General features: G+C 62.7%; 16 protein-coding genes. All 16 read left to right on the top strand.

Annotation, left to right across the window (positions count from 1 at the left end; genetic code table 11):
* The first annotated feature begins 166 nt into the window (after positions 1-166).
* The 16 genes from AC0V6X_RS09415 to AC0V6X_RS09340 all read left to right on the top strand — a co-directional run bounded on the left by AC0V6X_RS09415 (position 167) and on the right by AC0V6X_RS09340 (position 21,371).
* Positions 167-3,352, top strand: a complete 3,186-nt coding sequence (locus tag AC0V6X_RS09415) for a UDP-N-acetylmuramoyl-L-alanyl-D-glutamate--2,6-diaminopimelate ligase (RefSeq protein ID WP_486185559.1) — start codon at positions 167-169, stop codon at positions 3,350-3,352.
* Positions 3,352-4,824, top strand: a complete 1,473-nt coding sequence (locus tag AC0V6X_RS09410; protein ID WP_486184299.1) for a UDP-N-acetylmuramoyl-tripeptide--D-alanyl-D-alanine ligase — start codon at positions 3,352-3,354, stop codon at positions 4,822-4,824. Before AC0V6X_RS09415 ends, AC0V6X_RS09410 begins: the two co-directional genes overlap by 1 nt.
* 20 nt (positions 4,825-4,844) lie before the next feature.
* Positions 4,845-5,915, top strand: a complete 1,071-nt coding sequence (gene mraY, locus AC0V6X_RS09405; RefSeq protein ID WP_486184298.1) for a phospho-N-acetylmuramoyl-pentapeptide-transferase — start codon at positions 4,845-4,847, stop codon at positions 5,913-5,915.
* Positions 5,916-5,925: 10 nt separating this feature from the next.
* Complete coding sequence (murD, locus tag AC0V6X_RS09400; protein ID WP_486184297.1) at positions 5,926-7,314, top strand: UDP-N-acetylmuramoyl-L-alanine--D-glutamate ligase; 1,389 nt, start codon at positions 5,926-5,928, stop codon at positions 7,312-7,314.
* Positions 7,311-8,618: an FtsW/RodA/SpoVE family cell cycle protein gene (locus AC0V6X_RS09395; RefSeq protein ID WP_486184296.1), complete on the top strand. Its 1,308-nt coding sequence runs from the start codon at positions 7,311-7,313 to the stop codon at positions 8,616-8,618. Before murD ends, AC0V6X_RS09395 begins: the two co-directional genes overlap by 4 nt.
* Positions 8,615-9,859: an undecaprenyldiphospho-muramoylpentapeptide beta-N-acetylglucosaminyltransferase gene (murG, locus tag AC0V6X_RS09390; RefSeq protein WP_486184295.1), complete on the top strand. Its 1,245-nt coding sequence runs from the start codon at positions 8,615-8,617 to the stop codon at positions 9,857-9,859. Before AC0V6X_RS09395 ends, murG begins: the two co-directional genes overlap by 4 nt.
* Positions 9,856-11,295, top strand: a complete 1,440-nt coding sequence (gene murC, locus AC0V6X_RS09385) for a UDP-N-acetylmuramate--L-alanine ligase (protein ID WP_486184294.1) — start codon at positions 9,856-9,858, stop codon at positions 11,293-11,295. The genes murG and murC overlap by 4 nt, the downstream gene beginning before the upstream one ends.
* Entirely contained in the window at positions 11,292-12,266 is a 975-nt protein-coding gene (gene murB, locus AC0V6X_RS09380; protein WP_486184293.1) for a UDP-N-acetylmuramate dehydrogenase, read from the top strand. The genes murC and murB overlap by 4 nt, the downstream gene beginning before the upstream one ends.
* Complete coding sequence (locus AC0V6X_RS09375; protein WP_486184292.1) at positions 12,263-13,240, top strand: D-alanine--D-alanine ligase; 978 nt, start codon at positions 12,263-12,265, stop codon at positions 13,238-13,240. The genes murB and AC0V6X_RS09375 overlap by 4 nt, the downstream gene beginning before the upstream one ends.
* Positions 13,233-14,141, top strand: coding sequence for a cell division protein FtsQ/DivIB (locus AC0V6X_RS09370; protein ID WP_486184291.1), 909 nt, complete (start codon positions 13,233-13,235; stop codon positions 14,139-14,141). Before AC0V6X_RS09375 ends, AC0V6X_RS09370 begins: the two co-directional genes overlap by 8 nt.
* A 17-nt stretch (positions 14,142-14,158) precedes the next feature.
* A complete protein-coding gene (ftsA, locus tag AC0V6X_RS09365; protein ID WP_486184290.1) occupies positions 14,159-15,475 on the top strand; it encodes a cell division protein FtsA in 1,317 nt (438 codons plus the stop codon).
* A gap of 225 nt (positions 15,476-15,700) precedes the next feature.
* The gene (gene ftsZ, locus AC0V6X_RS09360; protein ID WP_486184289.1) at positions 15,701-17,425 is read left to right on the top strand and encodes a cell division protein FtsZ; all 1,725 of its coding nucleotides are present in this window, start codon (positions 15,701-15,703) and stop codon (positions 17,423-17,425) included.
* A 132-nt stretch (positions 17,426-17,557) separates the two neighbouring features.
* Entirely contained in the window at positions 17,558-18,934 is a 1,377-nt protein-coding gene (locus tag AC0V6X_RS09355) for a tetratricopeptide repeat protein (protein WP_486184288.1), read from the top strand.
* 165 nt (positions 18,935-19,099) lie between these two features.
* Complete coding sequence (locus tag AC0V6X_RS09350; RefSeq protein ID WP_486184287.1) at positions 19,100-19,606, top strand: type III secretion system chaperone family protein; 507 nt, start codon at positions 19,100-19,102, stop codon at positions 19,604-19,606.
* A 42-nt stretch (positions 19,607-19,648) separates the two neighbouring features.
* Positions 19,649-20,461, top strand: a complete 813-nt coding sequence (locus tag AC0V6X_RS09345; RefSeq protein WP_486184286.1) for a pyrroline-5-carboxylate reductase family protein — start codon at positions 19,649-19,651, stop codon at positions 20,459-20,461.
* Positions 20,462-20,618: 157 nt separating this feature from the next.
* Complete coding sequence (locus AC0V6X_RS09340) at positions 20,619-21,371, top strand: Bax inhibitor-1/YccA family protein (RefSeq protein WP_486184285.1); 753 nt, start codon at positions 20,619-20,621, stop codon at positions 21,369-21,371.
* Positions 21,372-21,444: the final 73 nt, after the last annotated feature.

Below are 21,444 nucleotides of genomic sequence, written 5' to 3'. Positions count from 1 at the left end.
TGCAAGAGCTCCGGGCTCCAAATCTCCCGGTACTGCGCGAAAGGCTGCGCCGGGCAGGGCAACGCCCGCTGGCGCGCTGGCCCCTACCAAAGATGCAGGCGCTTATCGGCGCGGGCCCGGGGCGGGACTGCCTGCTGGTCGGATTGACGCGGTGCATCGCCGCTACATGCTGCTGTCTTCTGCGCGGCTGCGGCTGTTCCTGCTGGTCGCGTGTTTTGTCGTCGCAGCGGGGATCGGCGTGATGCGGGTCGGCTATCTTGGCGTTGCGGGAGCCTCTCCCAGCACCACCAATCTCGCCGATGCACTGCTGCCTCCGCGCGGAGAAATTACCGACCGGAATGGCACGCCGCTGGCGCGCACCTTTCCGGCCTATGCCCTGTGGTTCAATCCCAAGGCGATGGGAGATGAAGGTTCCGCGCTGGTCGGCGACCCCGCTCAAGTTACGGAGAAGTTGAAGCAAATCTTCCCCGACCTGGATGAAGAGCGCACGCAGCGCCTGCTCGCCTCGGATCGGGGTGGCTACATTATGCGCCGCGTCCTGCCCGAAGATGCGAACCGCGTGTTTGAGCTGGGCGAAGTCGCGCTCGAACTGCCGCGCGAATATGACCGCCACTATCCGCAAGGATCGCTGGGCGCGCATATCCTTGGCTATGTGCAAGAGAATGAGGAAGGCCGGCTGCAAGGCCAATATGGGATGGAGCAGGTCTTCGACGAACGCCTCGCTGACCGTGATTTGCGCGCAGAGCCGGTGGCGCTTTCGATTGACCTGAGGGTTCAGGGCGCGCTTGAGGATGAGCTGGGCAAACAGATGCTCGCGACGCAGGCTTTGGGAGCGGCGGGCATCGTGCTCGACGTGGATACGGGCGAGATTTTGGCGATGGCCTCCTTGCCCGATTTCGACCCGAACCGTTCCGACGTGGCGCAATCGCCCAACTTCTACAGCCGCGCGACCAACGCGACTTATGAGCTGGGATCGACCTTCAAGCCGATCACCATTGCAGCCGCGATTGACGCAGGCGTGGTGACGAACCTCTCGCAGCGCTGGGATGCGACGCCGGTCGAAATGGCGGGCCGGGAGTTCAAGGATTACACCGACAAAGGCGCATCGCTCAATGTGGCAGAGGCGCTCGCCTATTCCTCCAACACAGTCACGATGCGGATCGCGGATGAGCTGGGCGAGGAGCGTTTTCGCGAGGTCGTAGAGCAGCTCGGCATGCGTGACCGGCCTGAAATCAACCACTATTCGCGCGGCGTGCCGCAATGGGCGGAAGAGCGTCCCGATGGCACTTGGTCGCGCCTCACCAATATGACGGTGAGCTATGGCCACGGCCTTGCGGTCACCACCTTGCACATGGCCAACGCTTACGCCGCGATGGTCAATGGCGGGATCTTGCGACCCGCGACGCTGGAGAAGATTGAGCCAGGTGAAGCGCCGCGCGGCAAGCGTGTGTTCAAGGCTTCCACCTCTCAGCGTATGCGTCAGCTTTTGCGGATGATCTCGATCTACGGCACGGGTCGCAGCGCCAATGCTCCGGGCTACCGGGTTGGCGGCAAGACCGGCTCGGCCGAGAAAGCAGGGGCGGGCGCCTATCGTGAGACCGCGCTGATCTCCAACTTCGCCGCCGCCTTCCCGATGGATCGCCCGCGCTATGTCGTGGTCGCCATGCTGGACGAGCCAAAGGGCACGCGGGCGAGCCGTGGTCAGCGCACCGCGTCCTTTACCGCCGCGCCGATTGTGAATGAGCTGGTCCCACGGATCGGCCCGATGCTGGGTGTGCGGCCCGACACATCGCGCGATGTCGACATCTCTGACTTGCGCTATCTGATTGAGGGCCGCCTGGTGAAGCTTGCCGCCCTGATCGAACGCGCTGGTCTCCAGCCAAGCGAGGGCGCGGACGCAAATGTCACCGGCTTCGCCATCGACCACCGCAAAATCGCGCCGGGCACCGTTTTCGGAGCCTTCAAGGGCGCGCGGTTTAACGCGGAGGACTTCATCCCCGCCGCCATCGAAGCGGGCGCAATTGCTGTGGTTGCTTCCCCCGAAGCCACAGTCGAAGGCGCGATCCACATCGCCAGCGAGGAACCGCGCCGCACTTTCGCTCAGCTCGCCGCCGGGTTCTTCACTCCTGTGCCCGAGCATATCGTCGCCGTCACCGGCACCAACGGCAAAACCTCCACCGCAGAGATGACCCGCCAGATCTGGCGCATGTGCGGCGAGCGCGCGGCCAGCATCGGGACTTTGGGCGTCACCACACCTGATGGCAGCGTCTCCACCGGGCTCACCACGCCCGATATCGTCACGTTCCTGTCGAATATGAGCGGCTTGGCGCGTGAGGGCGTGACCCATGTCTCTTACGAAGCCTCCAGCCACGGCCTTTCGCAATTTCGCAATGAAGGCCTGCGCGTTGCAGCGGGGGCTTTTACGAATTTCAGCCGCGATCACTTGGACTATCATGGCACGATGGAGGAATATTTCCTCGCCAAGATGCGCCTGTTTGATGAGGTCGTCGCCGATGATGGAGCGGCGGTCATCTGGGACGCTGCAGACCCGTGCGAATGGACAAACCGCGCGATTGAGCATGCGAGCAAGCGCGGCCTCAAGGTTCTGATCGTCGGCGATGCGGGCGGTCGGCATCCTGAATTTCTCAAGCTGGTGAGCCGCACAGCGACGCAGTTGGGGCAGGAACTCACCCTCGAATTTGGCGGAGAGACGCGCCAAGTGAAGCTGCCGCTGATCGGGGCTTACCAAACCGCCAATGCGCTGACTTCGGCGGGCCTTGCGCTCGCAACCGGCGCATCCCCCTCCCAAGTGTTCGACGCGGTGGGCCGTTTGCAGCCCGTGCGCGGGCGGTTGGAGCGGGCATGCCTGACGCTGACCGGAGCGCCGGTCTATATCGACTATGCCCATACGCCAGACGCTCTGGAAGCCGCGATTGCCGCGCTGCGTCCGCACGTTGACAGCGCCAGGGACGGCAAGCTCATCACGGTCTTTGGCGCAGGCGGCGACCGCGACACGGGCAAGCGCGCGCCGATGGGCGAAGTCGCTGCCAAGGCCGCCGACCTTGTTATCGTCACCGACGACAATCCGCGCGGTGAGGAACCAGGCGCAATCCGCGACGCTGTTCTTTCAGGGGCGAAAGGCGCGGATCACGTCAGCGCGGTTCCCGGACGGCGTGAAGCCATTTCAGCTGCGATCAAAGCAGCGGGTGCAAACGACATCATCCTGATCGCTGGCAAAGGCCACGAGCAGGGGCAGATCATCGGTTCAGGAGAGAGCATGCGAATTTTGCCGTTCGACGATGTGCAAGTGGCGCGCGAATGCGCTGCTGAGCTGGCTAAAGGAGTGTCTTGATGACCGCTGCACACGCTCTGCGCCATCCTCTTTTGGGCCAATGGCCCGCCGATCCGCGCGATGCTCTGCCGCTTGCCCTGTGGGACGCGGCCAGCATCGAGGCTGCAACCGGCGGCAAGGCCAGCCACGCTTTTCAGGCCTCCGGCGTTGAAATGGACAGCCGCGATTGTAGGCCCGGAGACGTCTTTGTCGCTCTCAAAGGAGAGGCGATGGACGGCCACAAATTCATCGCCAATGCCTTCGCCAAGGGAGCCGTTGCTGCGATCACCGATCGCCCGGTCGATTTCCCGCATGTGCTGGTAGAGGACACCACAAAGGCGCTGCACGACCTCGCCCATGCCGCGCGCGACCGCAGCCACGGCGTGCGCATCGCCGTGACAGGCTCGGTCGGCAAGACAGGCGTTAAAGAGGCGATCTTTGCAGCCCTCGACCGGTCAAGCCGAGGCGCGGCGCATCGCAGCGTGCGCAGTTACAACAACCATGTCGGCGTGCCGCTCAGCCTCGCTCGCTTGCCTGCCCGCGCCAAATTTGGCGTGTTTGAGATGGGCATGAACCATGCGGGCGAAATCGCGCCGCTGGCCGATCATGTGCGCCCCGACGTCGCCCTCATCACCACCATTGCGCCGGCCCATATCGAGAATCTGGGTTCTATGGAGGCGATTGCGGATGAGAAATCGGCGATCTTCACTGGCCTGAAAAAGGGCGGCACTGCGATCATCCCGGCGGATAGTAACTACACGGCGCGCATGGTTGCCAACGCCAAGAAGCTCGACGTGAAGATCGTCACCTTCGGACGCAGCAAGGACGCCGATGTCCGCTTGCTCGACGCGATCCCCGGTCCGAACGGAGGCTCCATCGTCACCGCCGATCTGGGCGACACACGCCTGTGCTACTCCATCGCTGAACCGGGCGAGCACTGGATCAGCAATTCCCTCGCCGTGATGGCAGCGGTGCGTGCAGCCGGCGGCGATCTGGCGAGTGCGGGATTGGCTCTGGCTGAGATGGGCGGGTTGAAAGGGCGCGGTGCGCGCTTCGATATTCCGGCGGTTGGCGGCAAGGCGCTGATGATCGATGAAAGCTACAATGCGAACCCTGCCTCGATGCGAGCGACCCTGCGCGCGCTGGGCCAAACGCCAGCCTCTCGCCGCATCGCGGTGCTGGGCACAATGGGCGAGCTTGGCGACTTTGCCGACCGCTTCCACCGCCAGCTTGCAGAGCCGCTGATCGACGCCAAGATCGACCACGCGATCCTTGTCGGCGACGGGATGAGCGCCTTGGCAGCCGAATTGGGGAAAGGCCCCTCGGATTCCCTTGGCTTCACCCCCAGCTTCACGCATTGCGAGAGTGCGGAACAAGCCATTTTGGAGCTGGACGCCTTTGGTGTGACGAACGGCGATGCTGTTCTGGTCAAAGGGTCCAACTTCATGGGACTTGGACGCTTGGTTTCACACTTCAAAGGCGCGTCTGAATGAGCGCGTCTAAAGGGGTCTAGATGCTTTACCTGCTCGCAGAATGGATGAACTTTGACGGGCTGTTCAACCTCGTGCGTTATCAGACGTTCCGCTTCGGCGCGACGCTGATGACGGCGCTGATCATCGGCATGATCATCGGCCCCAAATTCATCAACATGCTGCGAGTGCGCCAGGGCAAGGGTCAGCCGATCCGCGAGGACGGCCCGCAAAGTCACCTTGCGAAGCGCGGCACGCCGACAATGGGCGGGTTGATGATCCTGGTTGCTTTGTCGCTGTCGATGCTGCTGTGGATGGACTTGAAAAGCCAGCTTGTCTGGGCCTGTGTTCTGGTGACGATTGGCTTTGGCCTTATCGGCTTCCTCGACGACTATGACAAAGTCTCCAAGGCGAGCCATGCGGGGCTTTCGGCCAAGGTGCGCCTGCTGGCGGAGTTCGCGGTGGCGGGTGTGGCGAGCTATCTGATCGTCGGCCAGATCAACACCAATCTCTACATCCCGTTCTTCTCAGACGTGCAGATTCCGCTCGGCAATTTCTATTACATCTTTGCCGCTTTCGTGATCGTCGGCTTTGGCAATGCGGTGAACCTGACCGATGGCTTGGATGGGCTGGCGATCATGCCGGTCATCATTGCAACCGGCACCTTTGCGATCATCGCCTATCTCGTCGGGCGCACGGACTTCAGCGAGTATCTCGGCATTCCTTACGTTGAGGGCGCGGGCGAGCTCGCGGTTTTCTGCGCCGCGATCATGGGGGCAGGGCTTGCCTTCCTGTGGTTCAACGCGCCGCCGGCGGCTGTCTTCATGGGCGACACCGGTTCGCTGGCGCTGGGCGGAGCCTTGGGAGCCATCGCGGTTGCCGCTCACCACGAAGTCGTACTGCTGATCGTTGGCGGGCTGTTCGTGGCAGAGACCGCCAGCGTCATCATCCAGGTTTTCTGGTTCAAGCGGACGGGCAAGCGCGTCTTCCGCATGGCCCCGATCCACCACCATTTCGAACAGCTTGGCTGGTCAGAGAGCAAGGTCGTGATCCGCTTCTGGATCATCTCCATCGTGCTCGCGCTGGTCGGCCTTGCCACACTGAAGCTGAGGTAGCGAAGCCCAAGTGATCACCTCCTCCGCCTTCGCTGGAAAACGTTACGCGGTCCTCGGGCTCGCGCGATCCGGCGCGGCGAGCGTGGACGCGCTGCTGGCGAGCGGGGCTGAGGTGACGGTGTGGGACAACCGCGAGGAAGCGCGCGCGGCGTTTGTCGGACACTGCGAGATCGCGGACCCGCTCGCGATGGACCTGACCGGCTTTGCAGGCGTGATCGTCTCACCCGGAGTGCCGCTCAACACCCATCCCATCGCTGCCCATGCCGCCAAGCACGGCGTTCCGGTGATCGGCGATATTGAGCTGTTTGCGACTGCGCGCGCTGAGCTTCTCCCGCACAAAGTCGTCGGCATCACCGGCACCAATGGCAAATCGACCTGCGTCGCGCTGGTCCATCACATTCTGGAGATGGCGGGCATTCCCGCTTTGCTTGGTGGGAATATTGGCGAGCCGATCCTCGCCCAAGAGCCGCTTGCGCCAAACGAGAACGGAGTGGGTGTCTATGTGCTTGAGCTGTCGAGCTATCAGATTGACCTTACACGCAGCCTCGATTGCGAGGTCGCCGCGTTGACCAACATCACGCCCGATCATCTCGACCGCTACGACGATTTCGCCGCATACGCCGCCGCCAAGGAACGGCTGTTCAACATGCAAAGCGCGAGCGGGTTGGCGGTGTTCGGCGCTTTGGCACCGCCCGCAGGCGCGATCCATCAGCGCCAGTTGGAGCAACGCGGGGAAGGTCGCATCGCGGTCGCCGACCTCGATGCTCTGCGCGCCCTCCAGCCTCAATGGCCAAGCCTGCAAGGCCCGCACAATCTCGAAAATGTCGCGGTGGCCGTCGCTATCGTCGAAGAGCTGGGCGTGCGTCCCGCCCAATGGCAGCACGCGCTGCCGCGTTTCCGCAATCTGCCGCACCGGATGGAGCGTGTGTGCGAGGATGAGGGCGTTGTCTTCATCAACGATAGCAAAGCGACCAACACCGCCTCTGCCGCGCCCGCACTCGCCGCATTCCCGCCGCGCCCGGAAATCCACGGCGGCACCCCGCGCATCCACTGGATCGTTGGCGGGCTGGCGAAGGAAGCGGGGCTGGGCGCATGTGAAGCGCAAATCGGGAATATCACGGCTGCCTACACAATCGGGGAAGCAGGCCAGCTTTTCGCCGACGCGCTGCACGGCAAAATCCCTGCAATCAGCCGCAGCGAAACCCTTTCCGAAGCCGTCCGTGCAGCGCGCGAAGCCGCTCGTCCGGGCGATGTCGTGTTGTTCTCGCCTGCCTGCGCAAGCTTTGACCAGTTCCGCGACTTTGAACATCGCGGGCAGCAATTCCGCCAGCTCGTCGGCGTCTATGCCGAGCGCCCGGACTGCTCACCCGAAGCCTTCTTAAAGGATGACGCTGCATGAGCGCTGCCTATATCCCATCGCGGGTTTCGTCCCGCTCTGGCCGCTCTGGCCCGCGCAATGAGGCGAAGTTTCATGCGCCCGTGCCAACGCAGCGCGGGATGATGGACCGCGTGCGGGTTTGGTGGCGCGAGCTGGATAAGTGGCTGCTGTCGCTGGTCCTGATCCTGATGGCGTTTGGCACGATGGCGGTCGCGGCTGCCTCGCCTGCGGCTGGTCGCCAGTACGAAGTCGCCGAGTTCGCCTTCTTCCAAAAGCATATCGTCTTTCAGGTGATGGGCGTCGGACTGATGCTCGCCGTGTCCTTTGTCAGCCGCGACAATGCGCGCAGGCTCGGCATCCTGATGGCAACTGTGATGCTGGGGTTGCTGCTGCTCGTCCCGATCATCGGGCACGAGGTCAATGGAGCAAAGCGCTGGCTGAATGTCGGTATGAGCTTGCAGCCGAGCGAGTTCCTGAAACCCGGCTTTGCGATCCTGCTCGCTTGGATGCTGTCCTGGCGGCTGCGCGATGCGAGCCTGCCGGTGCTCGGCTATGCGACGCTGACGATGGCGCTGGTGGCGGCGCTCCTTATGCTCCAGCCTAACCTTGGTGCGACGATCCTGTTCGGCGGAGTGTGGTTCGTGCTGGTGCTGCTGTCAGGCGTCTCCTTTGCCCGCATCGGCGCGCTGATTGCCGCTGGCATTGGCGGGATCACGGCGGCCTATCTCTTCTACGACAATGCCCGCATCCGCATCGATAGCTGGCTGGGCGGAGGCACGGCGTTCGATCAGGTCTTTCTCGCCCAGCGCACACTCCTCAACGGAGGCTGGACCGGCAGCGGATTGTGGCTCGGCACGCGCAAGATGAGCCTGCCCGAAGCGCATACGGACTACATCTTCTCCGTCATCGGGGAAGAGTTCGGGTTGATCATGTGCGCCATCGTCGTGCTGCTTTATCTGGCGATCATTGTCCGCGTGCTGATCCGGCTGGTGGATGAGGACAATCTGTTCGCCCTTCTTGCAGGCGCGGGTCTTGTTACCCAAATCGGTGGGCAAGCGTTCATCAACATGGCTGTAAACCTGCAGCTGTTCCCGTCGAAGGGGATGACGCTTCCGCTGGTGAGCTATGGGGGTTCCTCTACACTGGCGGTGTGTTTCACTGTCGGGCTGTTGCTAGCCATCACCCGGCGCAACCCGTTTCTTGAGCGCGAGAAGCCGGGTTTGCGGACGCTTTTTTCAGGGCGTTCGGGTCATTCAGGCGAGGCAGCGCGCGGTGAGAACACCGCGCCGGTCTTCGGCTTTGGGGCAAAGGAGGATCGCGCATGAACTCCGAGACTAAGATGACGCCGCAGCAGACGGTGGCCACCGGCGCGTCTCGCCATTTCGTCCTCGCCGCTGGCGGCACGGGCGGACACCTGATCCCGGCCTTTGCGCTGGCGCACGAACTGCATGCGCGCGGGCATCATGTGGCTCTCATCACTGATGAGCGCGGGGCGAACATTCCGGGCAAGCCTGACTTCCTGACCGCTCACGTCCTGCCCGCAGGCCGCTTTGGCAAGAACCCTTTGAAGTGGATCGGCGGCGTTCGCGCCGTGCTCGAAGGGCGCAATATGGCGCTGCGCCTGTTTGAAAGCTTTGAGCCCAGCGCGGTGATCGGCTTTGGCGGCTATCCCGCTCTGCCCGCTCTGCTGGCGGCAACGGCGGCGAAGATCCCCAGCGTCGTGCACGAGCAGAACGCTGTGCTGGGCCGGGTCAACCGCTTGCTCGCCAGCCGGGTCGAAGCGATTGCGACCTCCTACCCCGATGTGCAGCGCTTGAAGCCAAAGTTTGCGGACAAGGTCCATCTCGTCGGCAACCCCGTGCGCGAAGAGGTCTTGGCTCTGCGCGATGAGGATTTTCCGGCGCTCACCGAAGAGGGCCTGTTCCGCGTATTCATCACCGGCGGATCGCAGGGCGCGAGTGTCCTCTCCGACATCGTACCCGATGGCCTCGCCATGCTGCCCCCTGCCTTGCGCAACCGCTTGCAGGTAACGCAGCAATGCCGCTCCGAAGACGTCGACAAAGTGCGTGAGCGTTATGCGAGCCACGACATCCCGGCGGAGCTGGGAACGTATTTCGAAGATATGCACGAGAGGCTCGCAGGCACGCATCTCTTCATCGGCCGCGCGGGCGCTTCTACGATTGCGGAGCTGACAGCCGTGGGCCGCCCGGCGATCCTGATCCCGCTGCCCATCGCGACCGATGACCATCAGGCGGCGAACACGCGTGAGATCGTGAAAGCGGGCGGGGCGCGGATGATCCGTCAGGACAAATTTGTGCCCAAGGAACTCGCCAAGCAGATACAGGCCATGGCTCAGAACCCCGGCAGCCTTGCGAACGCCGCCCACGGCGCGTGGAATTGCGGGCGACCCAAAGCGGCCAAGGACTTGGCTGATCTGGTGGAGAGCATGGCCGGCATCGACCTGATGGACGTGGTCCGCGTCGGCGAACCCACGGCCAAGGAAAAGGCGCGCGCGACTAAGGCTCAGCCTGCGACGCGTGAAAGCAGCGAGGACATCGCTGCGTGAAAGGCGTCGGCACCGATATTGGCACCATCCACTTCGTCGGCATTGGCGGCATCGGCATGTCCGGCATTGCCGAGGTGATGCACAATCTCGGCTACTCGGTGCAGGGCAGCGACTTGGCCGAAGGGGTCAGCGTTGAACGGCTGCGCGGGCGCGGGATCAAGGTGCTGATCGGCCATGCGAAGGAGAACGTCGAAGGCGTCGCCGTCGTCGTCACCTCCACCGCTGTGCGCCGCACCAATCCCGAAGTCGCCGCCGCCTTGGAAGCCCGCATTCCCGTAGTGCGCCGGGCAGAGATGCTCGCCGAACTCATGCGCCTCAAATCCACCGTCGCGGTGGCGGGGACGCATGGCAAGACGACCACGACCAGCATGATCGCAGCTTTGCTCGACAAGGGAGACGTCGATCCCACCGTCATCAATGGCGGCATTATTGAGCAATATGGCTCCAACGCGCGGCTGGGTGACAGCGACTGGATGGTGGTCGAAGCGGATGAAAGCGACGGCAGCTTCCTGCGACTCGACGGCACGATAGCTGTCGTCACCAATATCGATCCCGAGCATCTCGACCATTACGGCGATTTCGACGGGGTGAAGCGCGCCTTTATCGAGTTCATTCACAACGTGCCCTTCTATGGCGCGGCGATCCTGTGCGTTGACCATCCCGAAGTGCAGGCCGTCATCGGAGAAGTCCGCGACCGCAAGGTTGTGACCTATGGCTTCTCGCTTCAGGCTGACATTTGCGGGGTCAACATCCGCGCAGGCGCAGGCGGCAACACGTTCGATGTGATCGTGCGCCAGCGCGGACCAAGAAACTCCGAAAGCGCAGACCGCCGGATCGAAGGCGTCCACCTGCCCATGCCGGGGCGCCACAACGTGCAAAACGCGCTCGCCGCGATTGCTGTCGCGATTGAGATGGGCTGCTCGGACGAAGTGATCCGTGGCGGCTTCTCCAGCTTTAGCGGAGTGCGCCGCCGTTTCACCAAGGTCGGCGCGGTTGAGGTCGACGGCGCGGCAGTGAACATCATCGACGACTACGCCCACCACCCGGTCGAGATTCAAGCCGTGCTCAGCGCCGCGCGGGAAGCCGTTCCCGAAGGCCGCGTCATCGCGGTGGCTCAACCCCACCGCTACACGCGCCTCAATGACCTGATGGATGACTTCCAAAGCTGCTTCAACGATGCGGATATGGTCTTCATCACCCCGGTCTACGAAGCCGGCGAAGACCCCATCGAAGGGGTCGATGCGGAGGCTCTCGTCACAGGGCTCAAGTCACGCGGGCACCGATCGGCGCGCACGACCCCCGATCACAGTGCACTTGCCGCCACACTCGCCGAGGAAATTGAGGCCGGAGACATCATCGTATGCCTCGGCGCGGGGGATATCACCAAGTGGGCCGCTACCCTTGGGCCCGCGATTGATTCACAGCGGGGAGCATGAACACGATTATGCAGCCCGACGATTGGAATGACCTTGACGATGGCTCCGCCCCGACCAGCTCGGTCGAAGGCGCGGCGACGGCTCCTGTGCCGGTGGAAGGCATCCGAGGTCGCCTGACGCGCGAGGCGCCTCTCGCCAAACACGTTTGGTTCAAGAGCGGCGGCAAGGCCGACTGGCTGTTTGAGCCTGCGGACCTCGACGACCTCAAGACCTTCCTTGAACGGCTCGACGGGCAGATGCCGGTCATGGCTCTGGGCGTTGGCTCGAACATGATTATCCGCGATGGCGGCGTGCCGGGCGTGGTGATCAAGTTGGGCAAGCCTTTCTCCGAAATCGAAGTGACGGGTGAGACGACATTGCGCGCAGGCGCTGCGGCTCCGGTCAGCATGGTGGCGCGGCGGGCTGGCAAGGCCGGGATCGACGGGCTCAGCTTCTTCATCGGCATCCCCGGCTCCGTCGGCGGCGTCACCCGCATGAACGGCGGCTGTTATGGGCGCGAGACTTGCCAAGTCCTGACCGACTGCGACGTCATCATGCCCGATGGCCAGTTCGTGACGCTCTCCAACGCCGACCTCCAATATTCCTACCGCCACTCTGCGCTGCCTGATGGAGCCGTCGTGGTCGAGTGCCGCTTTGAAGGCTTCCCCGGCGACCCGGCGACGATCAAGGCAGAGATGGATCGCATCTCCTCCCAGCGGAAGGACTCGCAGCCCATCGGCAGCATGACTGGCGGATCAACTTTCAAGAACCCCGAAGGCCATTCGAGCTGGAAGCTGATCGATGATGCTGGCCTGCGCGGCTACACCCATGGCGGCGCACAGGTGAGCGAGAAGCACTGCAACTTCCTGATCAACACCGGCACCGCGACCAGCACCGATATCGAAGGTCTGGGCGAGCTGGTACGCGAGAAGGTCTATGCGAAGTCAGGCATTCAGCTGGAGTGGGAAATCAAGCGGGTGGGGCGGCCGTGAGCGGCGGCTCCCCCCTCCATGTCGCCGTCCTGATGGGCGGCTGGGCGAATGAGCGGGAGGTCTCGCTCATGTCCGGTGGCGGTGTCGCTGACGCGCTTGAGATGAACGGGCACCGCGTCACCCGCATCGATATGGGCCGCGATGTGGCGCAGGTGATAGCTGCGGCCAAGCCAGATGTGGTTTTCAATGCGCTTCACGGCGTGCCGGGGGAAGATGGCAGCGTCCAAGGGATGCTCGACCTCATGGGCGTGCCCTACACCCATTCCGGCCTCGCGACTTCTGTGATCGCCATCGACAAACAGCTGACCAAACAAGCGCTCGTTCCGCATGGCATTCCGATGCCCGGCGGACGGATCGTGCCTGTGGCAGAGCTGCATGAGCGTGATCCACTGCCGCGCCCTTACGTCTTGAAGCCCGTCAACGAAGGCTCCTCCGTCGGCGTCGCGATCATCACGGAAGACTCCAATGTCGGCAATCCAATCGCGCGCGAGGCTGAAGGTCCTTGGCAGGAATTTGACGCTCTGCTCGCCGAGCCTTTCATCAAGGGGCGCGAACTGACCACGGCGGTGATCGACACAGCTGAAGGCCCCAAGGCCCTCGGCGTGACCGAGCTTATCATCGAACACGGCTTCTACGATTATGAGCACAAATACACCGAAGGCCGCACGCAGCATGTCTGCCCGGCGCAAATCCCGCCCGAAATCGCGGCTCTGTGCGAAGACTATGCTTTGCGCGCACACGAAGTGCTCGGCTGCAAAGGCACTAGCCGGACGGACTACCGCTGGGATGATGCCCAAGGCGAAGAGGGTTTGTTCGTATTGGAGACCAATACCCAGCCCGGTATGACGCCGCTCAGTCTGGTGCCGGAACAGGCCAAACATGCTGGGATCAGCTATCCCGAACTGGTCGAGATGATCGTGCGCAGTGCGCTCAAAAACCACTCAGCAGCACAGGAGGAGGTCGCCCATGGCTAAGATCAAACGCTCCAGCACCAAGGGCGTGCGCCGCGCCGCCAAATCGCAAAGCCGCGCAGCGGGAGCGCGCCGGGCCAAGGCCAAGACCACCGGTCTGGTCGACCGCGCGATGGGAGTGCTGCCTTTTACCGAAGACCAATGGGGCACGATTTGGCTGACGCTGATTATCGGCGGCGGCGTTGGACTTGCCTTTGTGATCGCCAATCTTGCGGGCGTCCCCGCGCTCGCCAATGCGCAGGTTGCGGCGATGGCGTCGGATGCTGGCTTTGAAGTCAAACATGTGCGCGTCACCGGCACCAGCCGCATGGACGAACGTCAGGTCTATGCCCGCGCGCTGGCTCAACGCGATCGTCCGATGCCGCAGGTTGAGCTTGAGAAACTGCGCGATGAGCTGATGGAACTTCCTTGGGTCGCCGATGCGCGCGTATCGATCCAGCTGCCCTCGACGCTCGCCATCGACATTGTCGAGCGCAAGCCACACGCCGTCCTGCAAAAGCCCGACCGGCTGATGCTGATCGACGCGACGGGCGTGGAGCTGGAGCCCATTGCTAAGGAAGCCGCGGCTGACATGCTCCACATCTCCGGCCCCGGCGCCAATATGCAGGTCGCCCCGTTGGAGAAGCTGCTCGCCGCCGCGCCCGCGCTTCTCCCTCAGGTTGAGGCTGCGGAGTGGGTCGGCAATCGCCGCTGGAATATCACGTTCAAGACCGGCCAAGTGCTCGCTCTGCCCGAAGGTGCAGATCAATCTGCCAGTTCGCTGGTCAAATTTGCTCGGCTCGACGGGCAGAACCGTTTGATCGGCGGAGACGTCGCTGCTTTCGACATGCGTTCGCCCCCGCGCATCTACATGCGCATTCCGGGCCGGGGCGATAAGATCGAATTCGGGCAATCGGGCGGTTGAGGGACTAGGGACAAGATATGGCCACCAAACCCAAACCCACAGCGCGCCTCGCCCGTGTCTTCGCCGCCGTCAATGTCGGATCCTTCCGCGTCTCGGCCATGATTATGGGCGAGACGGAGACGGGCGACTTAGTCGTGCTGGGCTCTGGCCACCGGGCAAGCGCGGGGGTCAAACGCGGCTACATCACCGATATGAAGGCCGCGACCTATGCCATCCGCGACGCGGTTGAGCGGGCGGAGAAAAACGCAGGCACCAGCATCCAGAGCGTCTGGATCGCCTGCGCGGGGGCGGGCCTCAAAAGCACGGTCGAAAAGGTCGAGATCGACATTGGCGGCCGCCGGATTGAGGAGGAGGACGTTGAAACCCTTCTGTTCGAAGCACAAAGCGTCATCCGCCCCGATGGGCGCACGGTCCTCCACGCAATCCCCGCCCACTACACGCTCGACGGAGCGCATGGCGTCGCCAATCCGCGCGGGCTTCATGCAGAACGGCTGGGCGTCGATGTCCACGTCATGCTCGCCGATGGAGCGCCGGTTCGCAATCTGATGGAGGCGGTGCAGAATGCCCACCTCGAAGTCGAAGCCGTGGTCGCAGCGCCGCTTGCCTCGGGTTATGCCTGCCTAACCGAGGAAGAGCGCGAGCTTGGCGTTGCTCTGGTTGAGATTGGCGCGGATGTGACGAATGTTTCGGTCTTTGCGGCCGGCATGCTGCTGGGGCTGAGAGCGATCCCGATGGGGTCGGGCGATATCACCGATGCGGTGGCGAGCGCCTTTGGCATCCGCCGGTTTCAGGCCGAGCGCCTCAAATGCGTCTCCGGCTCCGCCATCGCCTCACCCAGCGATCACCGCGAGATGATCCCGGTCCATGGTCCCAATGATGCCGAAAGCGCAGAAGGCGCCCCGGCGGCGCGCGGCGCGGATGACAAGAACCGGATTGCGCGGGCAGAGCTGATCTCTGTCATCACGGAAAGCCAGTCGCAGCTGACGACGCAGATCGGGAAGGCGCTGAAGGAGATGGGCTTTGCTGGTCCGCGTGCAGGGCAGGTTGTGTTGACCGGCGGCGGAGCGGAGCTGGCAGGGCTTGCCGAGTTTTCGCAAAGCGCGCTGGCCATGCCGGTGCGGGTGGGGCGCATCCCCAAACTTTCCGGCCTGCCAGAGGCGCATGCGACACCGGGTTTTGCAGGCCTTGCGGGTCTGTGCCTTTACGCGGCAGACGATCCGGTCGATATTCGGGCCATCGGCGCGCGCTATATGCAGACGCGCGACTTTGGCGGCTCGCTTAACCCCTTCACCGCATTGTCGCGGTGGTGGCGGGCGTTGAAGGAAGAATTCTAGTGCAAAGCGGAGTTTTGACGCCGGTCAGGCTCCACTTGGCCCTTGTCACCTTCCGCTATTGCGGAAAGTCAGGTGTAAAACGCGCAAGTGACGCCTGTGGATAAGGATTCCTGCGGTATAACGGGACTTTGCTGAATATGTCAGAGTCTCAAGAGTGTAATGAAGATATGTGCGAACTGACTGTCAAACCCCGGCACAACAGGCGCGTATCTGGAGGGTAAAGCGATGAGCATCAATATCGGACCACCAGCAACGGACGATCTGCGTCCCAAGATCACTGTCGTCGGCATTGGCGGCGCGGGCGGCAATGCGATTGCCAATATGATCGAGTCAGAGATCGAAGGCGTCGACTTTATCGTCGCCAACACCGATGCGCAGGCGCTCGCGACCTCTCCGGCAGAGAAGCGGATTCAGCTTGGCCCCGACATTACCGGCGGCCTTGGCGCAGGCGCGCGTCCCGAAGTGGGCAAGGCCGCTGCGGAAGAGACTGTGTCTGACATTGAAGAGGCGCTTGAAGGCGTCAACATGGTCTTCATCGCTGCCGGTATGGGCGGCGGAACCGGCACGGGGGCCGCTCCCGTCATTGCAGAGGCTGCGCGGCGCAAGGGCGTGCTGACCGTTGGTGTCGTGACCAAGCCGTTCCTGTTCGAAGGCACGCGCCGCATGCGCGCGGCTGAGGCTGGCATTAACGAGCTTCAGGCCCACGTCGACACGCTGATCGTCATTCCGAACCAAAACCTGTTCCTGGTCGCGAAGCCGGAGACCACTTTCAAAGAGGCGTTCCAGCTCGCTGACGAAGTGCTCCAGCAAGGCGTGCGGTCGATCACTGATCTGATCGTCAATCCGGGTCTCATCAACCTCGACTTTGCCGACATCCGCGCTGTGATGAGCGAGATGGGCAAGGCGATGATGGGCACAGGCGAGGGCGAGGGTGAGAACCGCGCGCTGTTCGCCGCTGAACAAGCCATCGCCAACCCACTGCTTGACGGCGTGTCGATGCAGGGCGCGAAGGGCGTCATCATCTCGATCATCGGCGGCGAAGACATGACGCTGATGGAGCTGGACGAGGCCGCGAATTACATCCGCGATCTGGTCGACGAGGATGCGAACATCATCTGGGGCAGCGCTTTCAACCCCGACATGGTCAACAAGATCCGCATTTCGGTTGTTGCGACCGGGATTGAGGCAGGCGCGACCGGTGACGCTCCGCCGCGCCCGGTGGCTCTGACCGAAGCGCGCGCGCCCAAGCGGCCGGTGCTCGAATTATCGGATGAGCCAGCAGAAGCCGAGGCGGCTGTTGAAGAGGCGCCGTCATTTGACGACATGGACAGCGGCGACGCGGGCGAAGAGCCTGCCACTGAAGAAGAGACCACGCCCATCGCTCCGCTGATCGCTGATCCGGTGAGCGACGCGATCTCTGCGCCTGATGAAGACATGGGCTTTGAAGAACTGACCGACGAGGTCGAAGAAGAAGCGGGCGAGACGGACGGAGCGGGCGAACCTTTTGATCTCACCGGCATGCAAGCCGGAGACGATATGGGCGACCATGGCGACGACGTTGATGAAATCATCGACCCGCTCGCCGGCCTGCGCAGCGCCGAGGAGGAAGACGAGTTCGCTGCAGATGGCGATGATGACCTGCTCGCCGATGCGGATCGTCTGGCAGAGCGCGACGAACCTGTCGAAGCCGCTGGCGGAGAGCCATCGTCTGACGATAGCGCGCCGGCCAACCCTGCACCCGCCGCGCCGGCTGGTGGCACTGGCGGCGCAGCAGCAGCTGGAGGAGCCGCTGCTGGCGGAAGCACTCTGTTCGAACGCATGGCCAACCTCTCGCGTTCTTCCGGCTCCGACGACGATGATGACGACGACGATCCGGATGGCGACGGCGACGGCGATGATGCCCCCGCGCTTTCGATCCCGCGCTTCCTCGGTCGCCAGAATAACCAATAGTCGCTTTGTCAACAGGCCAGAGGAGCAGTGGGTTCCCGCCGCTCCTCAGCCTGCCGTCCGTGATGCGCTTTTCGCCTCGACCCAGCGTTAAGCGGGCTGGCAAGGCGCGCAAATTGCGCTAGCGCAGCTGTTGTGAAACTCGCAGCCCCCCTCACTGCCACCGCGCTGGCTCTTGCCGCAATTCCAACCGGCCTCGCCGCGCAGGACACGACGTCGCGTGAGGTTGTGCAGCCTTTGCCATCGCCGCAGGTGCAGCGCCTGAACCGCGCGCTGATGGAGCTGGCGCGCACTCCTAACAGCATTCCGGCCCTGATCGAGGCAGGCGATGCGAGCCTTGCGGTGAATGACTTTGATGCAGCCGTCGGCTTTCTGAGCCGCGCGGCAGAGCTTGGGCCCAACGATGCTCGGGTAAAACTGGGTCTGGCGCGGGTCTATTTGCGATCTGGTCGTCCGATCGAAGCGCTCCCACTGTTCAGCGCGGCGCAGAGCGCGGGAGCTCCGGCAAGCGATTTGCTGACCGATCAGGCGCTCGCCTTTGATCTGGTGGGGGATCAGGCATCCGCGCAGGCCGCCTATGTTCGCGCGATTGAGTTGAATCCCGAGGATAACGAGGCGCGCCGCCGCCTTGCGCTTAGCCGCGCGATCTCTGGGGATGAGACGGGTTTCCAATCCGCGCTTTCTCCGCTGCTGACCGAGCGCGATACGGCCGCGATCCGCGCGCGTGCCTTTGGCCTTGCAATCCTTGGGCAGCAAGAGCGGGCCGAGGCGATTGTCGACACCGTCATGCCACGCGATCTGGCGACGCGGATCAATCCCTATTTGGCTTTCATGCCGCGCCTTACCCCTGCTCAGCAGGCGGCGGCGGCGAATCTCGGGATATTCCCGCGTGCCGCTGATATTGGCCGCGAAGACCCGCGCATCGCTCGTTTTGCAGCCGAGGGCGAGGTTGGGGCCTTGCTGGAGCCTGCCGGAACGCCGCTGGGCGCGCCGCCTCCTGCTGCGGCTGATGAAGTGATTGAGACTGTGGCCGAAGCGCAGGTCCAGCCCACACCCACTCCCACACCGACACCTACATCCGCACCCGATCCGTCCCCTTCTGACGCAAGCGTAGCCGATGCCTTTGCCGATCTGGACAGCGCCGATCTGCCGGTCGAGGCAGGCAGCGGGGAGGCGGTCGACATCACCGCCATCAGCATTCCACGCGAAGTAGAAGCGCCCGCCGAACCGGCTCAGCCAGCCCATCCGCGCCGGGTTTGGGTGCAGCTTGCCACCGGCCGTGATCTGGAAGCGCTGAGCTTTGATTGGCGCCGTTTCGCGCGCCAGGCGCCCGAACTGCTCGGTGATTTTGAGCCACATGTGACGCCGTGGGGGCAGGCAAACCGCTTGCTTGCGGGACCCGTGGCAAACCGGGCTGAGGCGCGCACTCTGGTGAACGCTCTGGCCGCCAAAGGCATAGATACTTTCACCTATACGAGCCCAGAAGGCACGGTAATTCAAGAGCTTGAATAGCGTGTCGCCGACTTTCCCCGGCAATCTGTACACAAGCTTTGAACAAGCGAAAGCACTTCTCCCCAGCGCTGCGATCCCTACTCATTGCCAATGATGAGGGTCGGCGGGCATTCCAGCATCAATGATGTTCGAAGCCCCCCACACCCGAACCCTCGCAGGCGCAATATGAGACCCCAAGAAGGCGAATATCGCGACGACGACGATGCCGCACCGGTTGAGATGCTGGCCGCTCTTTTCGAAGCGCGCGGATGGCAGTGCGAGACCGTGTCTGAAGATGAGATGGTCGGCGAAGTGCAGGGCAGCTGGGCAAAATACCAGCTCCGCGCAATCTGGCGCGCGGCGGACAATGTGCTGCAATTCCTCTGCCTGCCCGCCATCCGGGTGAGCAAGGAGAAGAAACCGAGCGCCTACGAGCTTCTCAGTCTGGTCAATGAACAGGTCTGGCTCGGCCACTTCGATATCTGGTCGCAAGGCGACGTGCTGATCTACCGCCACGGCGTGCTGATGGGCGATGATGGCATGCTCTCAATCGCTCAGGCGCAGTCGCTGGTGGAGAACGCCATCGACGAATGCGACCGCTTTTACCCCGCCTTCCAATTCGTGCTGTGGGGTGACAAGTCTCCGACAGATGCACTGGAAGCGGCGATGGTTGACGCGATGGGGGAAGCGTGACCATCTGAGCGTCCGTTTGAACCGCTTGGGAAAGGGGCGCTTATGTCTGCACTCAATCACATGCTCATCATCGGCTGCGGCAATATGGCAGGCGCGATGCTGGCCGGGTGGCTGAAGGCCGGGATTGCGCCTGAGCGGTTCTCGATCCTCAGCCGGTCGCTGGAGGCTGCACCTGCCGATATTCCGCTCTATCGCACTGTGGCAGAGGCAGAGGCGGGCGGTGCATATGATGCGGTGATGCTGGGGTTCAAGCCGCAGCAGCTTGCAGACTTCGCGCCCGATTATCTGACGCTGACCGGCGAAGGTGTCACGGTCTATTCGCTGCTTGCCGGGAAAACTCTGGCACAATTGCAGGGGGCTTTCCCCAGCGCCCGCGCCCATGTCCGGGTCATGCCCAACCTTGCCTCACGCGTGAACAAATCGCCGATCATTCTTTCCGAAACGGGCCTGGATGCAGACGAGCGCGAGGCTGCCTTCACCTTCTACGATGCGCTGGGAACGGCAGTCTGGCTGGAGGATGAGGCGCAGTATGATCTTGTGACAGCGCTCGCAGGGTCGGGGCCGGGCTTCGTCTATCGTTTTATCGACGGATTGTCGCAGGCAGCGCAGCGCCTTGGTCTGGAAGAGGGGCAGGCGAACAGTCTTGCGCTGGCGATGGTTCATGGAGCCAGCGAATTGGCCGCAACCGCTGACGTTTCACCCGGCACGCTTGCTGATCGGGTCGCCAGTCCGGGTGGGATGACGCGCGAGGGATTGAACGTTCTTGATGCAGATGACGCGCTGGTTGCGCTCCTCACCGACACGCTCAAAGCGACCGCTGATAGAGGAACTGTGCTCTCGAAAGGCACTTCATAAGCCTTTGTTAAGTATAGTACGGTCAAAAATGAACGCAATTCGTCGAAATCGCTTCGGTTTCGCTTGAATTGCCCTCGCAAAAGACCGATATTGTATGGCAATGGCGCGTATGGTCGCGCCGCGTTTGGATACTCCATGAAGGAGAAAGGGATCCATAATGGCTGATTGGAATGAACCACGGACCGGCCAAACTGTAGGCTCGGTCCCCCGCGCCGGCGGAGACGTGCGTGAAACCCTTGATGAGGGTCTGCGCAAGCACATGCTGGGCGTCTACAATTACATGGCGTCTGCCGTCCTGCTGACGGGTATCGTCGCTTGGCTGACCGCGCAGACGGGCCTCGTCTATTCGTTCGTGACCCCTGAGGGTCCGAGCCTGATGTACTGGGCAGCAATTGCTGTGCCGTTCATCATGGTGATGTTCTTGCAGTTCAAGATTTTCAGCCTCTCACCGGCCGTCGCACAGGCGATTTTCTGGCTTTATGCGGTGATGGTCGGGGTGCAAATCTCGTTTATCTTCATCGCCTACACCGACATCTCAATCGCGCAGACCTTCTTGGCAGCTGCGGTTGCCTTTGGCGGGATGAGCCTGTGGGGCTACACCACGAAGAAAGACCTGTCGGGTTGGGGCACCTTCCTGATCATGGGCATCTGGGGCGGTATCGCTGTCAGCTTGCTCAACGTCTTTGTGTTCGGTTCGAGCGCGTTCGACATGATCATGAGCCTGGTGTTCATCGGTCTGTTCTCGGCCTTCACTGCGTACAAGACGCAGGAAACGCGTGAGATTTACCTGCAACTGCGCGGCGATGCTGTGATGCTGCAACGCGCGACCATTTACGGTGCACTGCACCTCTACATGGCGTTCATCAGCATCTTCATGAACCTGCTGCGGTTCATGGGCTCGAACGAGTAAGCGCTGACGAAGTTGGGTTGAGGCCGAGACAAGCGCCTCACCAAACTGTTGAAACAATGAATTGCCCGGGGCC

The organism is Erythrobacter sp. S267 (assembly GCF_057365045.1).
The sequence above is the reverse complement of the archived record's forward strand: the minus strand, read 5'-3'. Positions and strand labels throughout refer to the sequence as shown.